Source organism: Nocardioides sp. GCM10023255 (assembly GCF_042653125.1).
GTDB lineage: Bacteria > Actinomycetota > Actinomycetes > Propionibacteriales > Nocardioidaceae > Nocardioides.
On the sequence record NZ_JBHSHU010000001.1, the window covers coordinates 131,783 to 148,532 of the forward strand.

A 16,750-nucleotide genomic window follows, 5' to 3' on the forward strand; every position below is an offset into this window, starting at 1 on the left:
GCGACACGACCGCGCGGACGATCACGGCACCAGCAGGGAGTCGACGCGCGCGAGTGCCCGACGGGCGTACCCGTGCCACATCAGCCCGAAGACCGGCATCGCCGGCGACGCCGCCCGGGACGCCGGGTGCACCGTCCACTGCCAGCCGATCCGGACGCCGGTGCCGGCCGGCTCGAAGGACCACAGGCCCTCGACGGACCCGACCAGGACCTTCATGACGCCGGTGACACCGGTGATCCGGTACCCGAAGCTGCGCGGCCGGTCCAGGCTCGTCAGCTCCTCGCGCATGGTCGCGCCGTCGGCGAGCACGATGGTGCGGCTCTGGCCGACGCCGCTGCCCCACGCGCCGTCCTGGTCACGCACCTCGCGGATCGGCGGGATGGCGGCGTACCGGTGGCCGAAGATCTCGGTCAGCGGGTGCGGCAGCAGCACGTCGAAGGCGCGCTCGACAGGGGCGGCGACGACGCGGGACTCACGGAGGACGACGGGCGCGGTCATGACCTCACTCCAGCCGCGGCAGCTCAGGAGCCGACGGCGCGCTGGTCCTCGCCGTGGGTCCGCGACTTGCGGGCCTTCTCGGCCTCGTCGGCCTCGCGGGCCAGCTGCGAGTCGGCGTGGGTGTTGCCGGAGGTCCACACGCCGGTGGCGTCGAGGTCGATGGTGCGCACCGTGCGGCGGGCGGCCGCCGGCTTGGTGACGTACGTCGGGAGAGTGACCGGCACCGGGTCCCACAGGGTCGGGTCGATCACGGCGGCCGGCATCGAGGAGGTGTCGACAGTCCAGTCGTCGCCCTCGTCGGCGAGGACCCGCTCGGCGACGGCCTCCTCGTCCGGGACGGTGGCCGCCTCGGTGCACCGCGGGGCGGCGGCGCGGGGACGGCGTGCGGCGGGCGCCGCGGCGGCCCGCTCGGAGCGCACCATCAGCCGGCAGGCGACCAGCCAGGCGACGAGCAGCCCGGCGGGGATCGCCTCCGACCACCACGGGAGCACGGAGAAGCCGGCGAGCGTGAGGACCACGACGTTCGCGAGCAGGACCGTGCCGAGCACGCGGCGGCGCCGGCGAGCGGCACGGTTGGCAGCCTCGCGGCGGGCCTTCGGGGCAGCCGCGGGTGCCCCGGTCGCCTCGGGCGCGGGCACCTCGGCGGCGTGGACGACCTCGGGGCGGGCGTGGGCCTTGGTGGTCACCACCGCGGTGGACGCCGCGCGGCCCGGGGTGACGACGAGCCGGGCGTTGCGCCGGTCGACGGGCTCGCGGCGCGCCAGCACCCGCATGGTGTGGGAGAACCGGTCGACCGAGCGGCTGCGCACCGCGTCGTCGTGGTGCTTGAGCGCCTTGGGCACGAGGTAGACGGCCCACGCGACGGCGAGGGCGACGAAGATCAATGCGCTGGGGTCCACGATCAGAGGTTAGGAGTGCTAGCGCACACCCCCGCGGATGTCCACCCGTGTGTCGCAAAAAGACTCATGTGACTGATGAGAGAAGAGTGGTCACTAGACTCGAAGACACATCCCCCGGGTCAACCGAGGCCGGGGCACCGACACCCCGAGCGTCGGCCCGGGCTCGCAGCAACCGGGGGCGCAGGCATGACCGAAGCCGTCCGTCCCGCGCGCCTCGCCGTGGAGTTCCTGCTCTGCCTGGCCCTGGTGACGACGATCTCGTGGCTCGTCGTGGCGCGGGACGACGACCACCCGCCCGCGCCTTCCCCCTCGCCCGCACCGGCTCCCGTGGCCCGCCCGAACGCCCCCAACATCGTGCTCGTCACCACCGACGACCAGACCCTCGCCGACCTGAGGTGGATGCCTCGGACCCGTCGGATCCTGGGTGGGCACGGGGTGACCTTCTCCCACGCACTCTCGCCGGCACCGTTGTGCTGCCCGGCGCGCGCCGAGATCATCACCGGACAGCTCGGGCAGAACAACGGCGTGCAGTTCAACCGTGGCCCCTACGGCGGCTACCACGTGCTGCGGGAGAAGAAGAACACCATCGGCACCTGGCTGCAGGCGGCCGGCTACCACACCGCGCTGGTCGGGAAGTTCCTCAACCGCTGGAACTGGGAGGGACGCCCGACGGGCTGGACGATCTGGCGCGGGGCCGTGCACGGCATCTACAGCTACGGCGACACCGCCTTCGCCACCGACACCGGGACCCGCACCTTCACCCGCAACGTCACTCCGGTGATCTCCGGCTACACCGCACGCTTCGTACGCCGCCTCGCCGCGGACGACGCCCCGTTCTTCATCTGGGCCTCCCACGTCGCTCCGCACCTGCGCCGGGCGAACCACTCGGCCACCGTGGGCCTCCCGCTGCCGACCGCGCGATACCAGCACGTCCTCCGGGGCGTGCGCTCACCGTCGCTGTCCAAGCCCTCCTTCGACGTCGCCGGCCGGCGACCTCGGCCCTACCCGCACCGGATGCGGCATCCGCTGCCCCGGGGACCCCTGCAGGAGGAGTTCACCCGGCGCATCCAGTCGCTGCAGGACGTCGACGCCGCCGTGGCCCGCCTCGTCTCCGTCCTGCGCGAGACCCACCAGCTCGCCAACACCTACATCCTCTTCACCTCCGACAACGCCTTCCTCCTCGGCGAGCACCGCCTCACGGGCAAGAACATCCTGTTCCGCGAGGCGCTGGAGGTGCCCCTGGTCGTCCGCGTCCCCGGCGCCCGCCACGGGAGGACCTCGAGCCTGCCCGTGACGCTCACCGACCTCGCCCCCACGATCCTCGACCTCGCCGGCGGCACGGCCGGCCGTCCCCAGGACGGTCGGTCGTTCGCCACCGTCCTGCGCGGCTACAGACCAGGGTCCTGGCGCGACACCCAGCTGGTGCAGGCCGGCAACCACCGACGTCGGGGCCCGGAGCCCGGCTGGGACTTCCGCGGGGTGCGCACCCGTCGCTACACCTACATGCTCCGCATCGACGACCAGCGGGCCTTCCTCTACGACCGGCGCACGGATCCCCACGAGATGGTGGACGTCGCCCGCGACCTGCGCTACCGGCCCGTGCTGCGCGAGCTGGCACGCAGGTACGCCGCCCTGGCGCAGTGCGCCGGCGCCGACTGCGGTCGCCGGTTCGGACCCGTCCCCCAGCCGCGGAGCCCCCGCGCGCAGGGTGTCAGTCCCGCAACCTCGCCAGCATCCCCTCGGGGCACTCCTCGACCGTGACGGCGTAGATGCGGTGGTCGCGCCAGGCCCCGTCGATGTGCAGGAACTTCGGGGCGTAGCCGACCTCGCGCAGGCCGAGCTTCTCGACGACCCGCAGCGAGTTGGAGTTCTCCGGGCGGATGGCGATCTCGATCCGGTGCAGGCCCGCGGTGGAGAAGCAGTGGTCGATGACCATCGCGACCGCGCGCGGCATGATGCCGCGGCCGGCGTACTCCCGGTCCAGCCAGTAGCCGACCGACGCGAACTGCGCCGACCCGCGCACGATGTTGTTGACGGTCACCTGGCCCACGAACCGGCCCTCGACCTCGATCGCGAAGGGGTAGGTCGTCCCCGCGCGCGCCTGGCGGTTCAACCGCCACACCAGCGACCGGAACGACGACGGACGCGCCTCGGACCCGGGCGGGACGGTGGCGTCCCAGGGCTTGAGCCAGGCGGCGTTGCGGCGCCGGGCCGCGCGCCAGTCGCGCGCGTCACGGTAGGTCAGCGGCCGCAGCGTCACTCCGTCCGACGACAGCCAGACGGGCCAGCCGCTCAATGATCGCTCCCCACGACCTGCTCGACGGCGTGCACGAGGATCGGCCGGAGCACGGCGAGGCCGTCCTTCACGCCGCCGCGCGACCCGGGCAGGTTGACGACGAGGCAGCTGCCCACGACGCCGGCCAGCCCGCGCGACAGCACCGCGGTGGGGACCCCGTTGGCGACACCGTGGGCGCGGATCGCCTCCGCGATGCCCGGGACCTCGCGGTCGAGCAGCGCCCGCGTCACCTCGGGCGTCCGGTCGGTCGGGGTCAGGCCGGTGCCACCGGTGGTCAGCACGACGCGTGCCCCGCCGGACGCCGCCGCCGCGATCGCCTCGCCCACGGGCGCGCCGTCCGGCACCACGACGGGGGCGTCGACGGCGAAGCCCAGCTCGACGAGGAGCTCCACGATCAGCGGCCCGGTGGTGTCCTCGTAGACGCCGGCCGCGGCGCGGTTCGACGCGACCACGACCTCAGCACGCAGGCTCACGAGCGGCTCTCCCGCGCCCAGTCGCCGGACTTGCCACCGGTCTTGGTCTCGACCCGGACGTCGGTGATCACGGCCGCCTTGTCGACAGCCTTGACCATGTCGACGACGGTGAGCGCCGCGACCGACACCGCGGTCAGCGCCTCCATCTCCACGCCTGTCCGGTCGGTGGTCCGCACGGTGGCGGCGATGTCGACGCTCTCGTCGGTGACCGTCAGGTCGACCGTCACACCGGAGATGGAGAGCGGGTGGCACAGCGGGATGAGCGACGGCGTCTGCTTGGCGCCCATGATGCCGGCGAGCCGGGCCACCGCGAGGGTGTCCCCCTTCGGCACCCCCGCCCCGCGGAGCAGCGCGACCACCTCGGCCGAGACCAGCACCCGTCCGGAGGCGGTGGCGGTGCGGGCCGTGACGTCCTTGCCGGAGACGTCGACCATCCGGGCGGCGCCGGCCTCGTCGACGTGGGTCAACCGGTCCACAGATCCCCCTCTAGAAGTCCTGGTCGAGCAGCAGCACCTGCACCTGCTCGCCCGCGGGCACCGAGGTGACGTCCTCGGGCACCACCACCAACGCGTTGGACGACGCGAGGTCACCGATCAGGTGCGACCCGTGCCCGCCGACCGGGCTGACGTACGGCCCGCCGCCGTCCACGGCGTACTCCCCGCGCACGAACTGGCGCCGGCCCGCCGGCGAGCTGATCGCACGCGTAAGCCGGGCCCGCGTGGTCGGTCGGGAGACCGGCGTCTTGCCCATCAGCCGGCGGATCGCGGGGAGCACGAACATCTCGAAGGAGATGTACGACGACACCGGGTTGCCCGGCAGCGTGAAGATGGGCGTCCGGTCCTCGCCGACCACCCCGAAGCCCTGCGGCTTGCCCGGCTGCATCGCGACCCCGCCGAACCAGACCGTCCCGGTGGGGGTGAGCGCCTCCTTGACGACGTCGTAGTCGCCCTGCGACACCCCGCCGCTGGTCACCACGATGTCGGCGCGCACGAGCTGGTCGTGCAGGGCGTCGAGGAACGCGCGCGGCTCGTCGGGGACGATCCCGACCCGGTAGGCGATCGCGCCCGCCCGCCGCGCGGACGCCGCGAGCAGGAAGGAGTTGCCGTCGTAGATGGCGTCGTGGCCCAGCGGCTGCCCGGGCTCGCGCAGCTCCGAGCCGGTGGACAGGATCACCACGCGAGGCCGCGGGCGCGAGCGCACCGTGGCCCGGCCGACCGAGGCCAGCAGGCCGAGGTGGCGCGGGCCGAGGACGGTGCCGTGCTCGACGAGGAGGTCGCCCTCGGCGACGTCCTCCCCGGCCCTGCGGACGTGCTGGCCGAGCTCGGGCGCCCGACCGATCCGCACCTGCGCGACCCCGCGGTCGGTCCACTCGTAGGGCACGACGGAGTCGGCACCGGCGGGCAGCGGCGCGCCGGTCATGATCTTCACGGCCGTCCCCGGCGACATCGCCAGCAGCTGCGCCTGGCCGGCGCCGATCTCGCCGACCACGGGCAGGTGCACCGGCGACTCGTCGGTCGCGGTGACCACGTCTCGGTGGCACACGGCGTACCCGTCCATGCCGGAGTTGTCGAACGACGGCAGCCGGATGGGGGCGACGACGTCCTCGGCGGCCGCGAGGTCGAGGGCCTCCATCAGCGGCTGCGGGAAGTCCGGCAGCGGCCCGACGGCATCGAGGACGCGGGCCAGGTGGTCCTCGACGGAGGTCAGGTCGTCACCCATGCGTGGACCCGTCCGCGGCGCGCTCCGCGCCGTCGGAGAGCACCGCGCCGGCGTCGACCCGCTGGGCCGATGCGGCCTCGAGCGTGACGTCGCCGATGACCTCGACCCCCTTGCCGAAGGTCCAGTCGCCCTCGACCCGCAGGGCGGTCGCCTTGCGCATCGACGGCGCCCCCTCGGGGAAGCGCTTGTCGAACTCGCCGACGAGCTTGTAGTGGTCGGCGTCGAGGTCGACGAACGGCAGGGCGTCGGCCACCTGGTCGAGCACGAAGTCCTGGCCGATGTCGTAGACGTCCGAGCGCAGCACCAGCAGGTCGTTGGTGGTCTTCACCGGCACGAACCGGTCGCGCCCGACCTCGATGAGCCGCGAACCCTCGAACACCTCGATCGCCGCCCCCATCGCGGTCTCCACCTGGATCACCTCGGGGGTCGACTTGTCGCCGGGGTCGACGTTCTTGACGTTGCGGATCAGCGGCAGGCCGAGGATCCCCTGGCGCACGTCCAGCGCGTTCTTCATCGCGGCCAGGTCGAACCACAGGTTGTTGGTCGAGCAGAACCGGTGCCGGTCGAGGTCGGCCAGTGCCTCGGCGTCCTCGGGCAGCGTCTGCGCGGTCTCGCGCAGCACGATCCGGCCGTCGCTCTTGCGCCGGGCGAAGTGGCCGCCCTTCCGGTCGGAGGGGGTACGCCGCACGGCCTCGATCGCGAACGGCGCACCCGAGGTGGCGAACCAGCCCGCGACCCGCGCGTCCGGGACCGCCCCGAGGTTGTCGGAGTTCGAGACGAACACGTAGCTGTAGCCGGCGTCGAGGAGCCGGTCGAGCAGGCCCGTGCCGCGCAGCGCCGTGTAGAGGTCACCGTGGCCGGGGGGACACCACTCGAGGTCGGGGTCCTTGGGCCAGCTCACCGGCGAGAGGTCCGAGGCGAGCAGCTTCGGCTCCTTGTTCTGCAGGAACTCCAGCGGCAGGCCCTCGACCTTGAGGTCCTCGTAGCGGGCCAGCGCCGCCATCGTGTCCGCCGAGGTGCGGAAGGAGTCCATGAAGATCAGGGGCAGCGTGGCGTCGTACTCCGTGCGGAGGTGCAGCACCTGCCGGGCGATGATGTCGAGGAACGACAGCCCGCGACGCACGCACAGCAGCGACTTGGCGCGGTCCATGCCCATGGAGGTGCCGAGCCCGCCGTTGAGCTTGATCACGGCCGTCCTGCGGATCGCCTCGGCGGCGTCCTCGTCGGCCACCTCGACGTCCGCGAGCCGCTCCATGTCCACCGGCTCGATCGACGACTCGGGGATCATCCCGGTCTCGCCGTGCTCGAGGAGCCGGTAGTAGTGCGCGAACGTCTCGATGGCGACCTCGTCGACGCCCGCGGCGACCATCTTGTCGCGTGCCCGGTGCAACCCTGCGCTACCCATGTAGTCGATCGTAGGCTGGTCCGGTGGTCCCGCCGCAAATGCCCTCAGATCCGTCTCCGGGACCTGGTGCCGCCACGGCCAAGCTGGCGCTGCGCGACCAGCTGCTGACCCGCCGCAACCGGCGTTCGCTGGCGGAGGTGGGGCACACGTCACGCGCGCTGGCGGAGGTGCTGCTCGCGGTCCCGGAGGTGCGTCGCGCGGCCACCGTGGCGGCGTACGTCTCCATCGGCAACGAGCCCGGCACCGGCCACCTCCTCGCCGCGCTCACCGACGCCGGCAAGCGGGTGATCCTCCCCGTGGTGCTGCCCGACCTGGACCTCGACTGGGCCGTCTACCGCGGTGAGGGGACCCTGGCACCGGCCCGGCTCGGGCTGCTCGAGCCGGTCGGCGAGCGGCTCGGGCCGGACGCGGTCGGCACCGCCGACGCGGTCCTGCTGCCCGGCCTGGCGGTCTCCTCCGACGGGCTGCGCCTGGGCCGCGGTGGCGGCTGCTACGACCGGGCCCTCGCGAGGGTCCCCGTCGGGACGTTCACCTGCGTCCTGCTCCACGACGACGAGGTCGGCATCGACGTGCCGGCCGAGCCCCACGACCGGCGGGTGGTCGCCGCCGCGACTCCCTCGGGGGTGCGGATCCTCGGCCGCTAGTCCGACCCGGCCGGCTCCAGCGTGAGCGTGTCCTCGCCGGCTTCCTCCACCGCCGACCGGGTGAACGGCCAGGGCAGGGTGTCACCGGCGGCCCACAGGTCGGTCTGGTCGGTGTAGTGGCTGTCGAAGGGGTGCCCGGAGACACCGGTGAGGTTGATCCACCGGGACCGGTCGAGGTCGCCGAGCGAGACCACCATCCGCATCGACGGGGCGGTCTCGACGGCGTAGCCGTCGGCGGCGTCCCAGCCGGTCGCGTCCACGGCCGCGCTGCCGCCCGCGAGGTCCCAGGGTCCGCGGTTGACCAGCCACTCGACGGGGCCGATGCCGGACTCGCCGAGCGCCGCCTGGTGCAGGTCGAGGCGGTGCAGGCGCCCCCAGCTCCACTCGTCGGGGTGCACGTCCTGGCGCCGGGTCAGCTCGTCGCGCGCCGCGGTCATCGCCGCGGCCAGGACGTCGTCGCGGGTCTCCACCCCGCTGGTCGCGCTGTCGTCCCACCACGGGTCCGACGGCTTCTCCAGCAGCCGGCTCACGACCGCGAACCACCGGTCGCCGCCGTCGGGCCACTGGTCCTCGGGCAGGTCGTCGTCGAAGGTCAGCCGGAGCAGGTTGCTCCAGACGACGTTGAAGTACGCCGCCGCTGCGCTGTCGGCGGGCTGGGAGAAGTCCCACGAGCGCAGCAGCCGCTGCCCGGCCGAGTAGTAGCCGTGCGGCAACCGAACGTCGAGGAGGAAGGGCGTGAGCACCGGGCCCATCGGGTTCCGGTCGTCGAGCTGGAGCGCGAGCATCTCGTCGACCGAGAGCTCCCCCTCCTCCGAGAGCCGGTCCCGGATCCGCTGGGAGCGGTAGCCCTGGTCCCAGTCGTCGGTGAGCCGGTAGGGGTAGTCCTGCCCGATCACCGCCTGGTTGGCGGTGACGATGAAGCCCTCGTCGGGGTCGAGGACGTTGGGCAGCCCGGAGAAGGGCACGTAGTCGCCGGTCCAGTCGTTCTCAGGCAGCCAGCCGGCCACGGGCAGCTGCCCGTCGTTGCCGGACTTGCGGATCGGGATCCGGCCGGGCGCCTGGTAGCCGATGTGCCCGTCGGTGTCGGCGTAGACCAGGTTCTGCGCCGGCACCGCGAAGGCCGAGGCCGCGGCCCGGAAGGAGTCCCAGTCGGTCGCCAGGTCGAGCTCGAGGATGGCGTCCGCGGTGGGGGCCGGCTTCAGCGCGGTCCAGGACAGCGCGACGGCGTACTCCTCGTCGTCGGGGCGCCCCGGCACCTGCGCGTCGGCGCCCACGTCCTCGAGCTCGTCGGAGACCTCGGAGAGCAGCGGACCGTGCTTCGTCGAGCGCACGGTGATCCGGACGTCGTCGCCGCCGTCGACCTTGATCGTCTCGGTGCGGGTGCGCAGGGGACGCAGCCGGCCGTCGTAGCGCCACCGGTCGCCCTCGACCCGCTCGAGGAACAGGTCGCTGACGTCGGGACCGAGGTTGGTGAAGCCCCAGGCGATGTCGGCGTTGTGGCCGATGATCACACCCGGGACCCCCGAGAACGTGAAGCCGGCGACGTCGAGGGGGCAGTCCTCGGAGACCGTCGTGCAGTGCAGCCCCATCTGCATCCAGACCCCCGGCAGGCTGGTGCCGAGGTGGGGGTCGTTGGCGAGCAGCGGCGCCCCGGTGGCGGAGTGGTCACCGTCGACCACCCAGCTGTTGCTGCCGACGCCGTCCCCGCGCCCGAGCAGCGTGGGCATCCGCGCGATGCCGTGGCGCAGCCGCTCGAGCGCGGCACGCGCCCCCGCGGTGTACGCCGGCCGCTGCGGGTTCCGGGTCGCGCCCGGGGTCGCGTCCTGGTCGAAGACACCGTCGACGACGGCGCCCTGGCCGACGATCGGCGCGTGCTCGGCGAAGGGGTACGGCGGGTACAGCTCGGCCACCCGCTCGGCGCTGTTGCCGGCCAGCGCCAGGACCCGGTCGATCTCCTCGGTCATGTTGCCGCGCAGGTCCCAGGCCATGGCCTTGAGCCAGGAGAGCGAGTCGACGGCGGTCCAGGGCTCCGGCTCGTAGTCGAGCCCGCCGGCGTCGAGCACGGTGTACTCCACCGCGATCTGGCTCGACGAGTGCTCGTCGAGGTAGGCGTTGACGCCGTCGGCGTACGCCTCCAGCGCGGTCCGGGTCTCGGGCTTGATCAGCGCGAGCTCGCGCTCGGCGACCCGCCGCCAGCCCATGGTGCGGACCATCTCGTCGCTCTCGAGCGCGTCCTTGCCGAACATCTCCGCGAGCCGGCCGGCGGTGGCGTGCCGTCGCACGTCCATCTCGAAGAACCGTTCCTGGGCGTGGACGTAGCCCTGCGCCCGCATCAGGTCCTCGACCGAGTCCCCGTAGAGCTGCGGGATCCCGTGGTCGTCGCGGACCACCTCGACCTTCCCCGTGAGACCCGGGACCTCGAGGGTGCCGGTCGTCTGCGGGAACGGCCGCCGGACCAGGACGGCGCCGGTGACCAGCCCGGCCACCAGGACGAGCACCAGCCCGGCGGCGACGTACGCCGCGATCCGGGCCGGACGGGGCCAGCCGAGGAAGGCACGCCACCAGCTGACAGGGCCGGAGCGGGTGCCGGCGCCGGGCTCCGACGGACGGGGATCGGGCTGCTCGGTCATGGTGCCGGCCATTCTGCCGTGCCGTATGATTGGCAGTCGCCGGGGCCGAGTGCCAGCCGACCCGACGCCATCAAGGAGAACCGTGCCGACCTACCAGTACGCCTGCACCGAGTGCGGCCACGCCTTCGAGCAGTTCCAGAGCTTCTCCGACGACGCGCTCACCGTCTGCCCGGAGTGCGACGGTCGCCTGCGCAAGGTCTTCAACGCCGTGGGCGTCGTCTTCAAGGGCTCGGGCTTCTACCGCACCGACAGCCGCTCGGCGGGATCCTCGTCGACGACCTCCTCCTCGAGCAGCTCCTCGACCACGACGTCGAGCGACTCCTCGTCGACCAGCTCGAGCGACAGCAAGCCCGCCGCGACCGCGTCGGCCGCCAAGGACTGACCCGCCGGGCCCCATGAGGGGCCTGTGGAGAGCCGGCCCGGGGCGGCGCGAGAACTCCTACCGTCGGGGCCATGACCTCGACCCGCGACCACCTGGTCCGCCTGCTCCGCTCGGTACGCCGCGCCGTGCTGCGGCGCCGTCGGCTGCTGGCCGCGGCGCTCACCGCCGTCGCGGTGGCCACCGGCCTGCACGCCACCGCGGCGCCGCCTCCGCCGGCCCTGTCGGTGCGCGTGGCGGCCCGCGACCTGCCCGCCGGCTCGGTCCTCGCGGCCGACGACCTGGCGGAGGCCGACCTGTCTCCGGACGCTGCACCGGCCGGGCTGGTCGACCACCCGGAGGGCCGGGTGCTCGCCGCGCCGCTGCGCGCCGGGGAGCCGGTCACCGACGTCCGCCTGGTCGGCCCTGCCCTGGCCGCGGCGCACCCGGGCCGGGTCGCGATGCCGGTGCGGCTGCCCGACGCCGGCATGGCCGGGCTCCTGCGCCCGGGCGACCGGGTCGACCTGGTCGCGGCCGACCCGCAGGGCTCCGGCGCCCGGGTCGTGGCGGCCGACGTGCCGGTCCTCGCCGTCCCCGTCGCGACCACGGAGCCGTCGGCCGCCGGCGAGGTGGGCGGACGGCTGGTGGTCGTGGGCGCCGAGCCGGGCGACGTTCCGGCCGTCGCGGACGCCGCCGTGCGCTACTTCCTGACCTTCACCTACGCCCGTTAGCGTGCAGTCATCCCCGAACGGGTTGGGCATCTCGGACGACTAGGAGCAGCACATGACCGGGTTCAAGAACTTCATCCTCCGCGGCAACCTCGTCGAGCTCGCCGTCGCCTTCATCATGGCGGCCGCGTTCGCCGCGGTCGTCACGGCGACGGTCGGGCTGATCATGGACCTGATCGGGAAGGTCGGCGGCACGCCGGACTTCTCCACCTACAGCCCCGGCGGGGTCTCGGTGGGGGTGTGGATCACGTCGGTGATCTCGTTCCTGGTGATCTCCGCGGTCGTGTACTTCTTCATCGTCAAGCCGTACACCGTGGCCAAGGAGCGCTACTTCCCCAGCCCCGAGCCGGGCACGCCCGAGGACGTGAAGCTGCTGCAGGAGATCCGCGACCTGCTCGCCCAGCGCCAGGTCTGACGCGGTCTCACACGGCCTGACGCGCCGGAGCGCGCGTCAGCCGTGGTGGGGCGGCACCTGCGACTTCAGCCAGGCCTCGCCGGCGTCCTCGGCCGACCCGGTCTCGGGCTCCCGCTCGTCGGCGGTCGTCTCGGGGAGCACGTCCCCGAAGATCGCGGCCAGCCGGCGACGACGCTCCCAGTCGGTCTCCTCGGTCATGCCCGGCTCCTCAGGCACACAGGCCGGCGTCGCTGAGCGTCTGGGCGTCCGGACCCTCGGTGCTGCCCGAGCCACCGCCACCGCCACCGGGCGACGGCGACGACGACGACGAGCCGCTCCCCGAGGGGTTGCTGCTGCCCGACGTGCCGGGCACGTTGCCGGCGCTGATCACGTCCTCGGCGAGCCGCTTGGTCAGCGGCTCGTCCTTCGCGATCTTCTTCCAGACCTGCTTGGCCTCCGGGGTCCACACCAGGTGGTTGGCGTCCGCGGGGTCGACGGTGTTCGGGATGGTGATGAACTGGATCTTGTCCAGCCCGATGTCGCGGAACTCGTAGCCGAGCTGGCCGATCTTCTTCAGGCTGCCGATCTCCTTGTCGAGGGTGATCGACTGGGTCGCGGCCTCGAGGAAGCGCACCACCTTGATCGGGTTCGCGAGGGTCCCGGCGGTGACGACCTGATGGGCCATCGAGGCGATGAACGCCTGCTGGCGCTTCATCCGGCCGATGTCGGAGCCGTTGCCCACGACGTACCGCTCGCGGACGTAGTTGAGCGCCTGCTGGCCCTCGAGCTTGCGGGTGCCGGCCGGGATGTTGATGCCGTGCGCCGGGTCGACGATGTCCTCGGGGATGCAGACCTCGACGCCGCCGATCGCGTCGACCATGTCCTTGAAGCCCTCGAAGTTGACGACCACGAAGTGGTCCACGAGCACGCCGCTGAGCTGCTCGAACTGGCGGATCGTGCAGGCCGGGCCGCCCACGGAGAAGGCCTCGTTCCACATCACGTGGGTGCCGCCGGGGATGTCTCCCCCGTCCTCGGACTTGCAGGTCGGCCGGTCGACCATCGAGTCGCGCGGGATGCTGATGCCGTAGGCGCGGGTGCGGTCGGCCGAGAGGTGGATCAGGATCGTGGTGTCCGACCGCTCCCCCATCCCGGTGAGGTTGTCGATGTTGCAGCCCTCGCAGTCGCGGGCGTCGGACCCCATCACCAGGATGTTCAGCGGCTCGTGCGGGCCCTCGACGGCCACCTTGTCGGGGCGGTCGGTGCCGAGCTGCTGGGTCAGGTCGACGACGTTGAGGTTGCCGTTGAGGTGGCGGTAGATGAACACGACGGAGAGGCCGGTGACCATGCCGAGCACCACGAGCGCGGCGACCACGACCTTGGCGACCGTGTGTCTCTTGCGCTTCTTGCCGCGCCTCTTGGGCGCGCCGGGCTCCGGCTGGGCACTGCTCTGCTCAGCGTCGGACATGGATGTTCACCTCGGGGCTCGGGTCAGCACGGCGCAGGACGAACCTACGCGCAATCTCCAAAGTGTGCCGTTGACCTGCCCTTTCGACCAAACCCGGCGTCGGCCCGGCCCCCGGCGACGCCTACCCTGAGCGGCATGACCAGCCCCGCCGACGTGCTCACCGACCGCCTCCAGCGCGCCCTCGGCGCGGCCTTCGGGCCCGAGCACGCCGGCACCGACCCGGTGCTCCGTCCCTCGCAGTTCGCCGACTTCCAGGCCAACGTCGCCCTGGCGCTGGCCAAGCGGCTCGGCAGCAGCCCCCGCGCCGTCGCCGAGGCGCTGGTGGAGCACCTCGACGTCTCCGACGTGTGCCTGGCGCCGGTCGTCAGCGGGCCCGGCTTCGTCAACCTCACCCTGCGCGGGGACTGGCTGGCCGGGCAGGTCACGGCGCTGGCCGGCGACGCTCGGCTCGGGGTCCCCGTCCAGGAGGCCCAGGTGGTCCCGGTCGACTACTCGGCGCCGAACGTGGCCAAGGAGATGCACGTCGGCCACCTGCGCACGACCGTGGTCGGCGACGCGCTGGCCCGGACGCTCGAGCACCTCGGGCACCGGGTGGTCAGGCAGAACCACATCGGCGACTGGGGCACCCCGTTCGGGATGCTCATCGAGCACCTGCTCGACGTCGGCGAGGACTCCGAGCAGGCCAGGCTGCTGGCCACCGACCCGAACGCGTTCTACCAGGGCGCACGCGCCGAGTTCGACGCCGACGAGGGTGGCTTCGCCGACCGGGCCCGGCGCCGGGTGGTGGCGCTGCAGGCCGGCGACCCCGACACGCTGCGCCTCTGGCAGGAGCTGATCGACCTCTCCACGGCGTACTTCAACTCCATCTACTCCACCCTCGACGTCACCCTGACCGACGCCGACCTGGCCGGCGAGTCGACGTACAACGACGAGCTGCCCGGCATCTGCGAGGAGCTCGAGGCGGCCGGGATCGCGACCATGAGCGAGGGGGCGCTGTGCGTCTTCCTCGAGGAGTTCACCGGCCGCGAGGGCAAGCCGGTGCCGCTGATCATCCGCAAGAGCGACGGTGGCTACGGCTACGCCACGACCGACCTCGCCACGATCCGGCACCGGGTCCGCGACCTCGGGGCCGACCGGATCCTCTACGTGATCGGCGCCCCCCAGCACCTGCACCTGCAGATGGTCTTCGCCACCGCGCGCAGGGCCGGCTGGCTGACCGACGACGTCGAGGTCGTGCACGTCCAGATCGGCAACGTCCTGGGCCCCGACGGCAAGATCCTCAAGACCCGCAGCGGCGCGCCGGTCCGGCTCCGGGCGCTGCTCGACGAGGCCGTGGAGCGCGCGGCGGCGGTGATCGCCGAGGCACGGCCCGAGATGCCGGACGCCGAGCGGCAGCTGGTCGCCCGCCAGGTCGGCATCGGCGCGGTGAAGTACGCCGACCTCTCGGTCGCCCACGACAGCGAGTACACCTTCGACCTGGACCGGATGGTGTCGCTCACCGGCAACACCGGCCCCTACCTGCAGTACGCCGCCGCACGGATCCGCTCGATCCTGCGCCGAGCCGGCGACACCCAGGACGGCCCGGTCGTGCAGACCGAGGAGGCCGAGCGGGAGCTGATGCTCGCGCTGCTCGGGTTCGGCGACGTCGTGGCCGGCGTCGGCGCCACGCTGGAGCCGCACCGGCTGTGCACCTACCTCTTCGACCTCGCGCAGACGTTCACGACGTTCTACGACCGCTGCCCGGTGCTCAAGGCCTCCGAGGCGGAGGTCCGTGCCTCGCGGCTGCGGCTGTGCGCGGTGACGCTGGCCGTGCTCGAGCAGGGGCTGGGCCTGCTCGGCATCACGGCGCCTCAGCGGATGTGACCGGCGGTGTGAGCCACGCGGAGGCGACGTACGACGTCACCACGCCCACGATGACGAGCGGCATCAGGGCGACCGCGTCGCTGACCAGCAGCAGCGAGGGCAGCAGCACCGACACCAGGGGCAGCCGGAGCATGGCCACGGTCATCGCGCCGATGCCGATGCCCACTCCGGCGAGTGTGGAGAGCCCCGGCAGCTCGGCGGCGAGGATGCCCAGCGCGGCGCCGACGAACATGGCCGGGAAGACGGGGCCGCCGCGGAAGCAGCTCAGCGAGAGGCTGTAGGCGAGGCCCTTGCACACCACCAGCAGGACCAGCGCGCCCGCGGACCACGAGGACGCCTCCCGCACCAGGTCCGGCAGCGCGTCCTGGCCCGAGAAGAGGACGTACGACGCGTCCCGGTCCGTCGCGGCCTCGAAGGCGACGGCCACCAGGGCCACCCCCAGGCCGACCACCGGGGTGAGCAGGACCTGCCGGCGCTCGACGACCGGTTGCAGGGCCAGCGCCCCGCGCCTGATCAGCAGGCCGAGGAACGCCGCCACGAGGCCGATCGCGATCGCCCAGAGGAACTCGCTCACGGTCGGCGCGGACGCGGTCGGGAGGTCGGGGATCGCGAGCGAGAAGGTGCCCAGGCCGGTCCACCCGTCGAGCCCGACGAAGATCAGCGCCCCGATGCCGGCGGCCAGCAGGCCGGGCAGCAGCACCACGCCCATCATCGTCCCGGCCAGCCCGGCCGCCTCCATGAGCAGGAAGGCGCCGGTGATCGGTGACCCGAGGAGGGTGGCGATGGCGGCGAAGCTCCCGGCCGCCGCGATGACCCCGACCGCCGACTGCGGGGCGTCCTTCTTCAGCAGGCGCACCGCGAGCACGCCGAGGCCGCTGCCGATCGCGATCAGCGGCGCCTCCGGGCCGAGCACCGCGCCCAGGCACAGCGTGGCGAGCGAGGCCAGCGCGATGCCCGGCAGGTCCCGCGGGTCGGTGGCACCGCTCGCCTTGAAGCCCTCGGCGGGCCGGTGACCGCCGGTGCCGTGCAGGTACCTCAGGGTCAGCCCCACCACGAGGCCGCAGAGCACCAGCGGCACGACCGGCCACCAGATCGGTGAGGAGTCGAGCCCCAGCGCGTCGGGCAGGCTGTCGAAGACCCAGTGCTGCGCCTTGGTGACGAGGGCCAGGAAGAAGTAGGCGACGACGGCGACCGGGACGCCGACGAGCGCCCCCAGCACCAGCAGGCCGACGTACCCGCGGCTGCGCAGCAGCGCGAACGGGTCAGGCGTCGCCGCGCCCGCGGGGGCGGCCGTCTGGGTGCCTTGCGTGTCCACTGCTCAGCCGTACCACGACGACCCGCCCGAGCAGATCGCCCGGAGCGAGTGAGGCGGGCGCCG

The 16,750-nt window shown here is 73.0% G+C and carries 17 protein-coding genes; 6 read left to right on the forward strand and 11 right to left on the reverse strand.

Annotation, left to right across the window (positions count from 1 at the left end; translation table 11 throughout):
- Positions 1–21: 21 nt before the first annotated feature.
- On the reverse strand, positions 22–498 hold the full coding sequence (locus ACFO9I_RS00655; protein ID WP_379176788.1) for an SRPBCC family protein: 477 nt from the start codon (positions 496–498) through the stop codon (positions 22–24).
- A gap of 23 nt (positions 499–521) precedes the next feature.
- Complete coding sequence (locus ACFO9I_RS00660; RefSeq protein ID WP_379176790.1) at positions 522–1,397, reverse strand: hypothetical protein; 876 nt, start codon at positions 1,395–1,397, stop codon at positions 522–524.
- A 186-nt stretch (positions 1,398–1,583) separates the two neighbouring features.
- Between ACFO9I_RS00660 and ACFO9I_RS00665 the strand changes: the two genes are divergently transcribed.
- Positions 1,584–3,158, forward strand: a complete 1,575-nt coding sequence (locus ACFO9I_RS00665) for a sulfatase (RefSeq protein WP_379176792.1) — start codon at positions 1,584–1,586, stop codon at positions 3,156–3,158.
- On the opposite strand, the gene ACFO9I_RS00670 is transcribed toward ACFO9I_RS00665, so the two are convergent.
- Genes ACFO9I_RS00670 through ACFO9I_RS00690 form a run of 5 tightly spaced genes read right to left on the reverse strand, consistent with a single transcriptional unit; the run spans position 3,109 to position 7,290 of the window.
- Positions 3,109–3,693, reverse strand: coding sequence for a GNAT family N-acetyltransferase (locus tag ACFO9I_RS00670; protein ID WP_379176794.1), 585 nt, complete (start codon positions 3,691–3,693; stop codon positions 3,109–3,111). The two genes, ACFO9I_RS00665 and ACFO9I_RS00670, sit on opposite strands and share 50 nt — an antisense overlap.
- On the reverse strand, positions 3,690–4,166 hold the full coding sequence (locus ACFO9I_RS00675) for a MogA/MoaB family molybdenum cofactor biosynthesis protein (protein ID WP_379176796.1): 477 nt from the start codon (positions 4,164–4,166) through the stop codon (positions 3,690–3,692). The genes ACFO9I_RS00670 and ACFO9I_RS00675 overlap by 4 nt, the downstream gene beginning before the upstream one ends.
- A complete protein-coding gene (gene moaC / locus ACFO9I_RS00680) occupies positions 4,163–4,600 on the reverse strand; it encodes a cyclic pyranopterin monophosphate synthase MoaC (RefSeq protein ID WP_379177368.1) in 438 nt (145 codons plus the stop codon). Before moaC ends, ACFO9I_RS00675 begins: the two co-directional genes overlap by 4 nt.
- 52 nt (positions 4,601–4,652) lie before the next feature.
- The gene (glp, locus tag ACFO9I_RS00685; protein WP_379176798.1) at positions 4,653–5,885 is read right to left on the reverse strand and encodes a gephyrin-like molybdotransferase Glp; all 1,233 of its coding nucleotides are present in this window, start codon (positions 5,883–5,885) and stop codon (positions 4,653–4,655) included.
- Positions 5,878–7,290 (reverse strand): UTP--glucose-1-phosphate uridylyltransferase, encoded by a 1,413-nt coding sequence (locus ACFO9I_RS00690; RefSeq protein WP_379176800.1) that lies wholly within the window; start codon positions 7,288–7,290, stop codon positions 5,878–5,880. Before ACFO9I_RS00690 ends, glp begins: the two co-directional genes overlap by 8 nt.
- A gap of 23 nt (positions 7,291–7,313) precedes the next feature.
- Between ACFO9I_RS00690 and ACFO9I_RS00695 the strand changes: the two genes are divergently transcribed.
- Positions 7,314–7,934, forward strand: a complete 621-nt coding sequence (locus ACFO9I_RS00695; RefSeq protein WP_379176802.1) for a 5-formyltetrahydrofolate cyclo-ligase — start codon at positions 7,314–7,316, stop codon at positions 7,932–7,934.
- On the opposite strand, the gene ACFO9I_RS00700 is transcribed toward ACFO9I_RS00695, so the two are convergent.
- Positions 7,931–10,564, reverse strand: a complete 2,634-nt coding sequence (locus tag ACFO9I_RS00700) for a penicillin acylase family protein (RefSeq protein WP_379176804.1) — start codon at positions 10,562–10,564, stop codon at positions 7,931–7,933. The two genes, ACFO9I_RS00695 and ACFO9I_RS00700, sit on opposite strands and share 4 nt — an antisense overlap.
- An 82-nt stretch (positions 10,565–10,646) precedes the next feature.
- Here ACFO9I_RS00700 and ACFO9I_RS00705 point away from each other — a divergent pair, with 82 nt between their 5' ends.
- The 3 genes from ACFO9I_RS00705 to ACFO9I_RS00715 all read left to right on the forward strand — a co-directional run bounded on the left by ACFO9I_RS00705 (position 10,647) and on the right by ACFO9I_RS00715 (position 12,065).
- Positions 10,647–10,946 carry an FmdB family zinc ribbon protein gene (locus ACFO9I_RS00705; RefSeq protein ID WP_379176806.1) on the forward strand — a complete coding sequence of 100 codons (300 nt, stop codon included), beginning with the start codon at positions 10,647–10,649 and terminating at the stop codon, positions 10,944–10,946.
- A 71-nt stretch (positions 10,947–11,017) separates the two neighbouring features.
- The gene (locus tag ACFO9I_RS00710; protein ID WP_379176808.1) at positions 11,018–11,653 is read left to right on the forward strand and encodes an RcpC/CpaB family pilus assembly protein; all 636 of its coding nucleotides are present in this window, start codon (positions 11,018–11,020) and stop codon (positions 11,651–11,653) included.
- A gap of 52 nt (positions 11,654–11,705) precedes the next feature.
- Positions 11,706–12,065 (forward strand): MscL family protein, encoded by a 360-nt coding sequence (locus ACFO9I_RS00715; RefSeq protein WP_379176810.1) that lies wholly within the window; start codon positions 11,706–11,708, stop codon positions 12,063–12,065.
- Positions 12,066–12,101: 36 nt separating this feature from the next.
- Here the strand turns inward: ACFO9I_RS00715 and ACFO9I_RS00720 are convergent, their stop codons facing one another.
- Positions 12,102–12,263 carry a hypothetical protein gene (locus ACFO9I_RS00720; protein ID WP_379176812.1) on the reverse strand — a complete coding sequence of 54 codons (162 nt, stop codon included), beginning with the start codon at positions 12,261–12,263 and terminating at the stop codon, positions 12,102–12,104.
- A gap of 10 nt (positions 12,264–12,273) precedes the next feature.
- Positions 12,274–13,509, reverse strand: a complete 1,236-nt coding sequence (locus ACFO9I_RS00725) for an LCP family protein (RefSeq protein WP_379176814.1) — start codon at positions 13,507–13,509, stop codon at positions 12,274–12,276.
- A gap of 135 nt (positions 13,510–13,644) precedes the next feature.
- Between ACFO9I_RS00725 and argS the strand changes: the two genes are divergently transcribed.
- Positions 13,645–15,372 (forward strand): arginine--tRNA ligase, encoded by a 1,728-nt coding sequence (gene argS, locus ACFO9I_RS00730; RefSeq protein ID WP_379176816.1) that lies wholly within the window; start codon positions 13,645–13,647, stop codon positions 15,370–15,372.
- Here the strand turns inward: argS and ACFO9I_RS00735 are convergent.
- A complete protein-coding gene (locus tag ACFO9I_RS00735; RefSeq protein WP_379176818.1) occupies positions 15,350–16,687 on the reverse strand; it encodes a chloride channel protein in 1,338 nt (445 codons plus the stop codon). The two genes, argS and ACFO9I_RS00735, sit on opposite strands and share 23 nt — an antisense overlap.
- Positions 16,688–16,750: the final 63 nt, after the last annotated feature.

What these genes read in the sequence shown, in the direction of transcription:
- ACFO9I_RS00725 (WP_379176814.1), bottom strand. Translation starts at nt 13,509, where the DNA reads ATGTCCGACGCTGAGCAGAGCAGTGCCCAGCCGGAGCCCGGCGCGCCC.
- ACFO9I_RS00715 (WP_379176810.1), top strand. Translation starts at nt 11,706, where the DNA reads ATGACCGGGTTCAAGAACTTCATCCTCCGCGGCAACCTCGTCGAGCTC.
- argS (WP_379176816.1), top strand. Translation starts at nt 13,645, where the DNA reads ATGACCAGCCCCGCCGACGTGCTCACCGACCGCCTCCAGCGCGCCCTC.
- ACFO9I_RS00710 (WP_379176808.1), top strand. Translation starts at nt 11,018, where the DNA reads ATGACCTCGACCCGCGACCACCTGGTCCGCCTGCTCCGCTCGGTACGC.
- ACFO9I_RS00690 (WP_379176800.1), bottom strand. Translation starts at nt 7,290, where the DNA reads ATGGGTAGCGCAGGGTTGCACCGGGCACGCGACAAGATGGTCGCCGCG.
- glp (WP_379176798.1), bottom strand. Translation starts at nt 5,885, where the DNA reads ATGGGTGACGACCTGACCTCCGTCGAGGACCACCTGGCCCGCGTCCTC.
- ACFO9I_RS00720 (WP_379176812.1), bottom strand. Translation starts at nt 12,263, where the DNA reads ATGACCGAGGAGACCGACTGGGAGCGTCGTCGCCGGCTGGCCGCGATC.
- ACFO9I_RS00700 (WP_379176804.1), bottom strand. Translation starts at nt 10,564, where the DNA reads ATGACCGAGCAGCCCGATCCCCGTCCGTCGGAGCCCGGCGCCGGCACC.
- moaC (WP_379177368.1), bottom strand. Translation starts at nt 4,600, where the DNA reads ATGGTCGACGTCTCCGGCAAGGACGTCACGGCCCGCACCGCCACCGCC.
- ACFO9I_RS00665 (WP_379176792.1), top strand. Translation starts at nt 1,584, where the DNA reads ATGACCGAAGCCGTCCGTCCCGCGCGCCTCGCCGTGGAGTTCCTGCTC.
- ACFO9I_RS00655 (WP_379176788.1), bottom strand. Translation starts at nt 498, where the DNA reads ATGACCGCGCCCGTCGTCCTCCGTGAGTCCCGCGTCGTCGCCGCCCCT.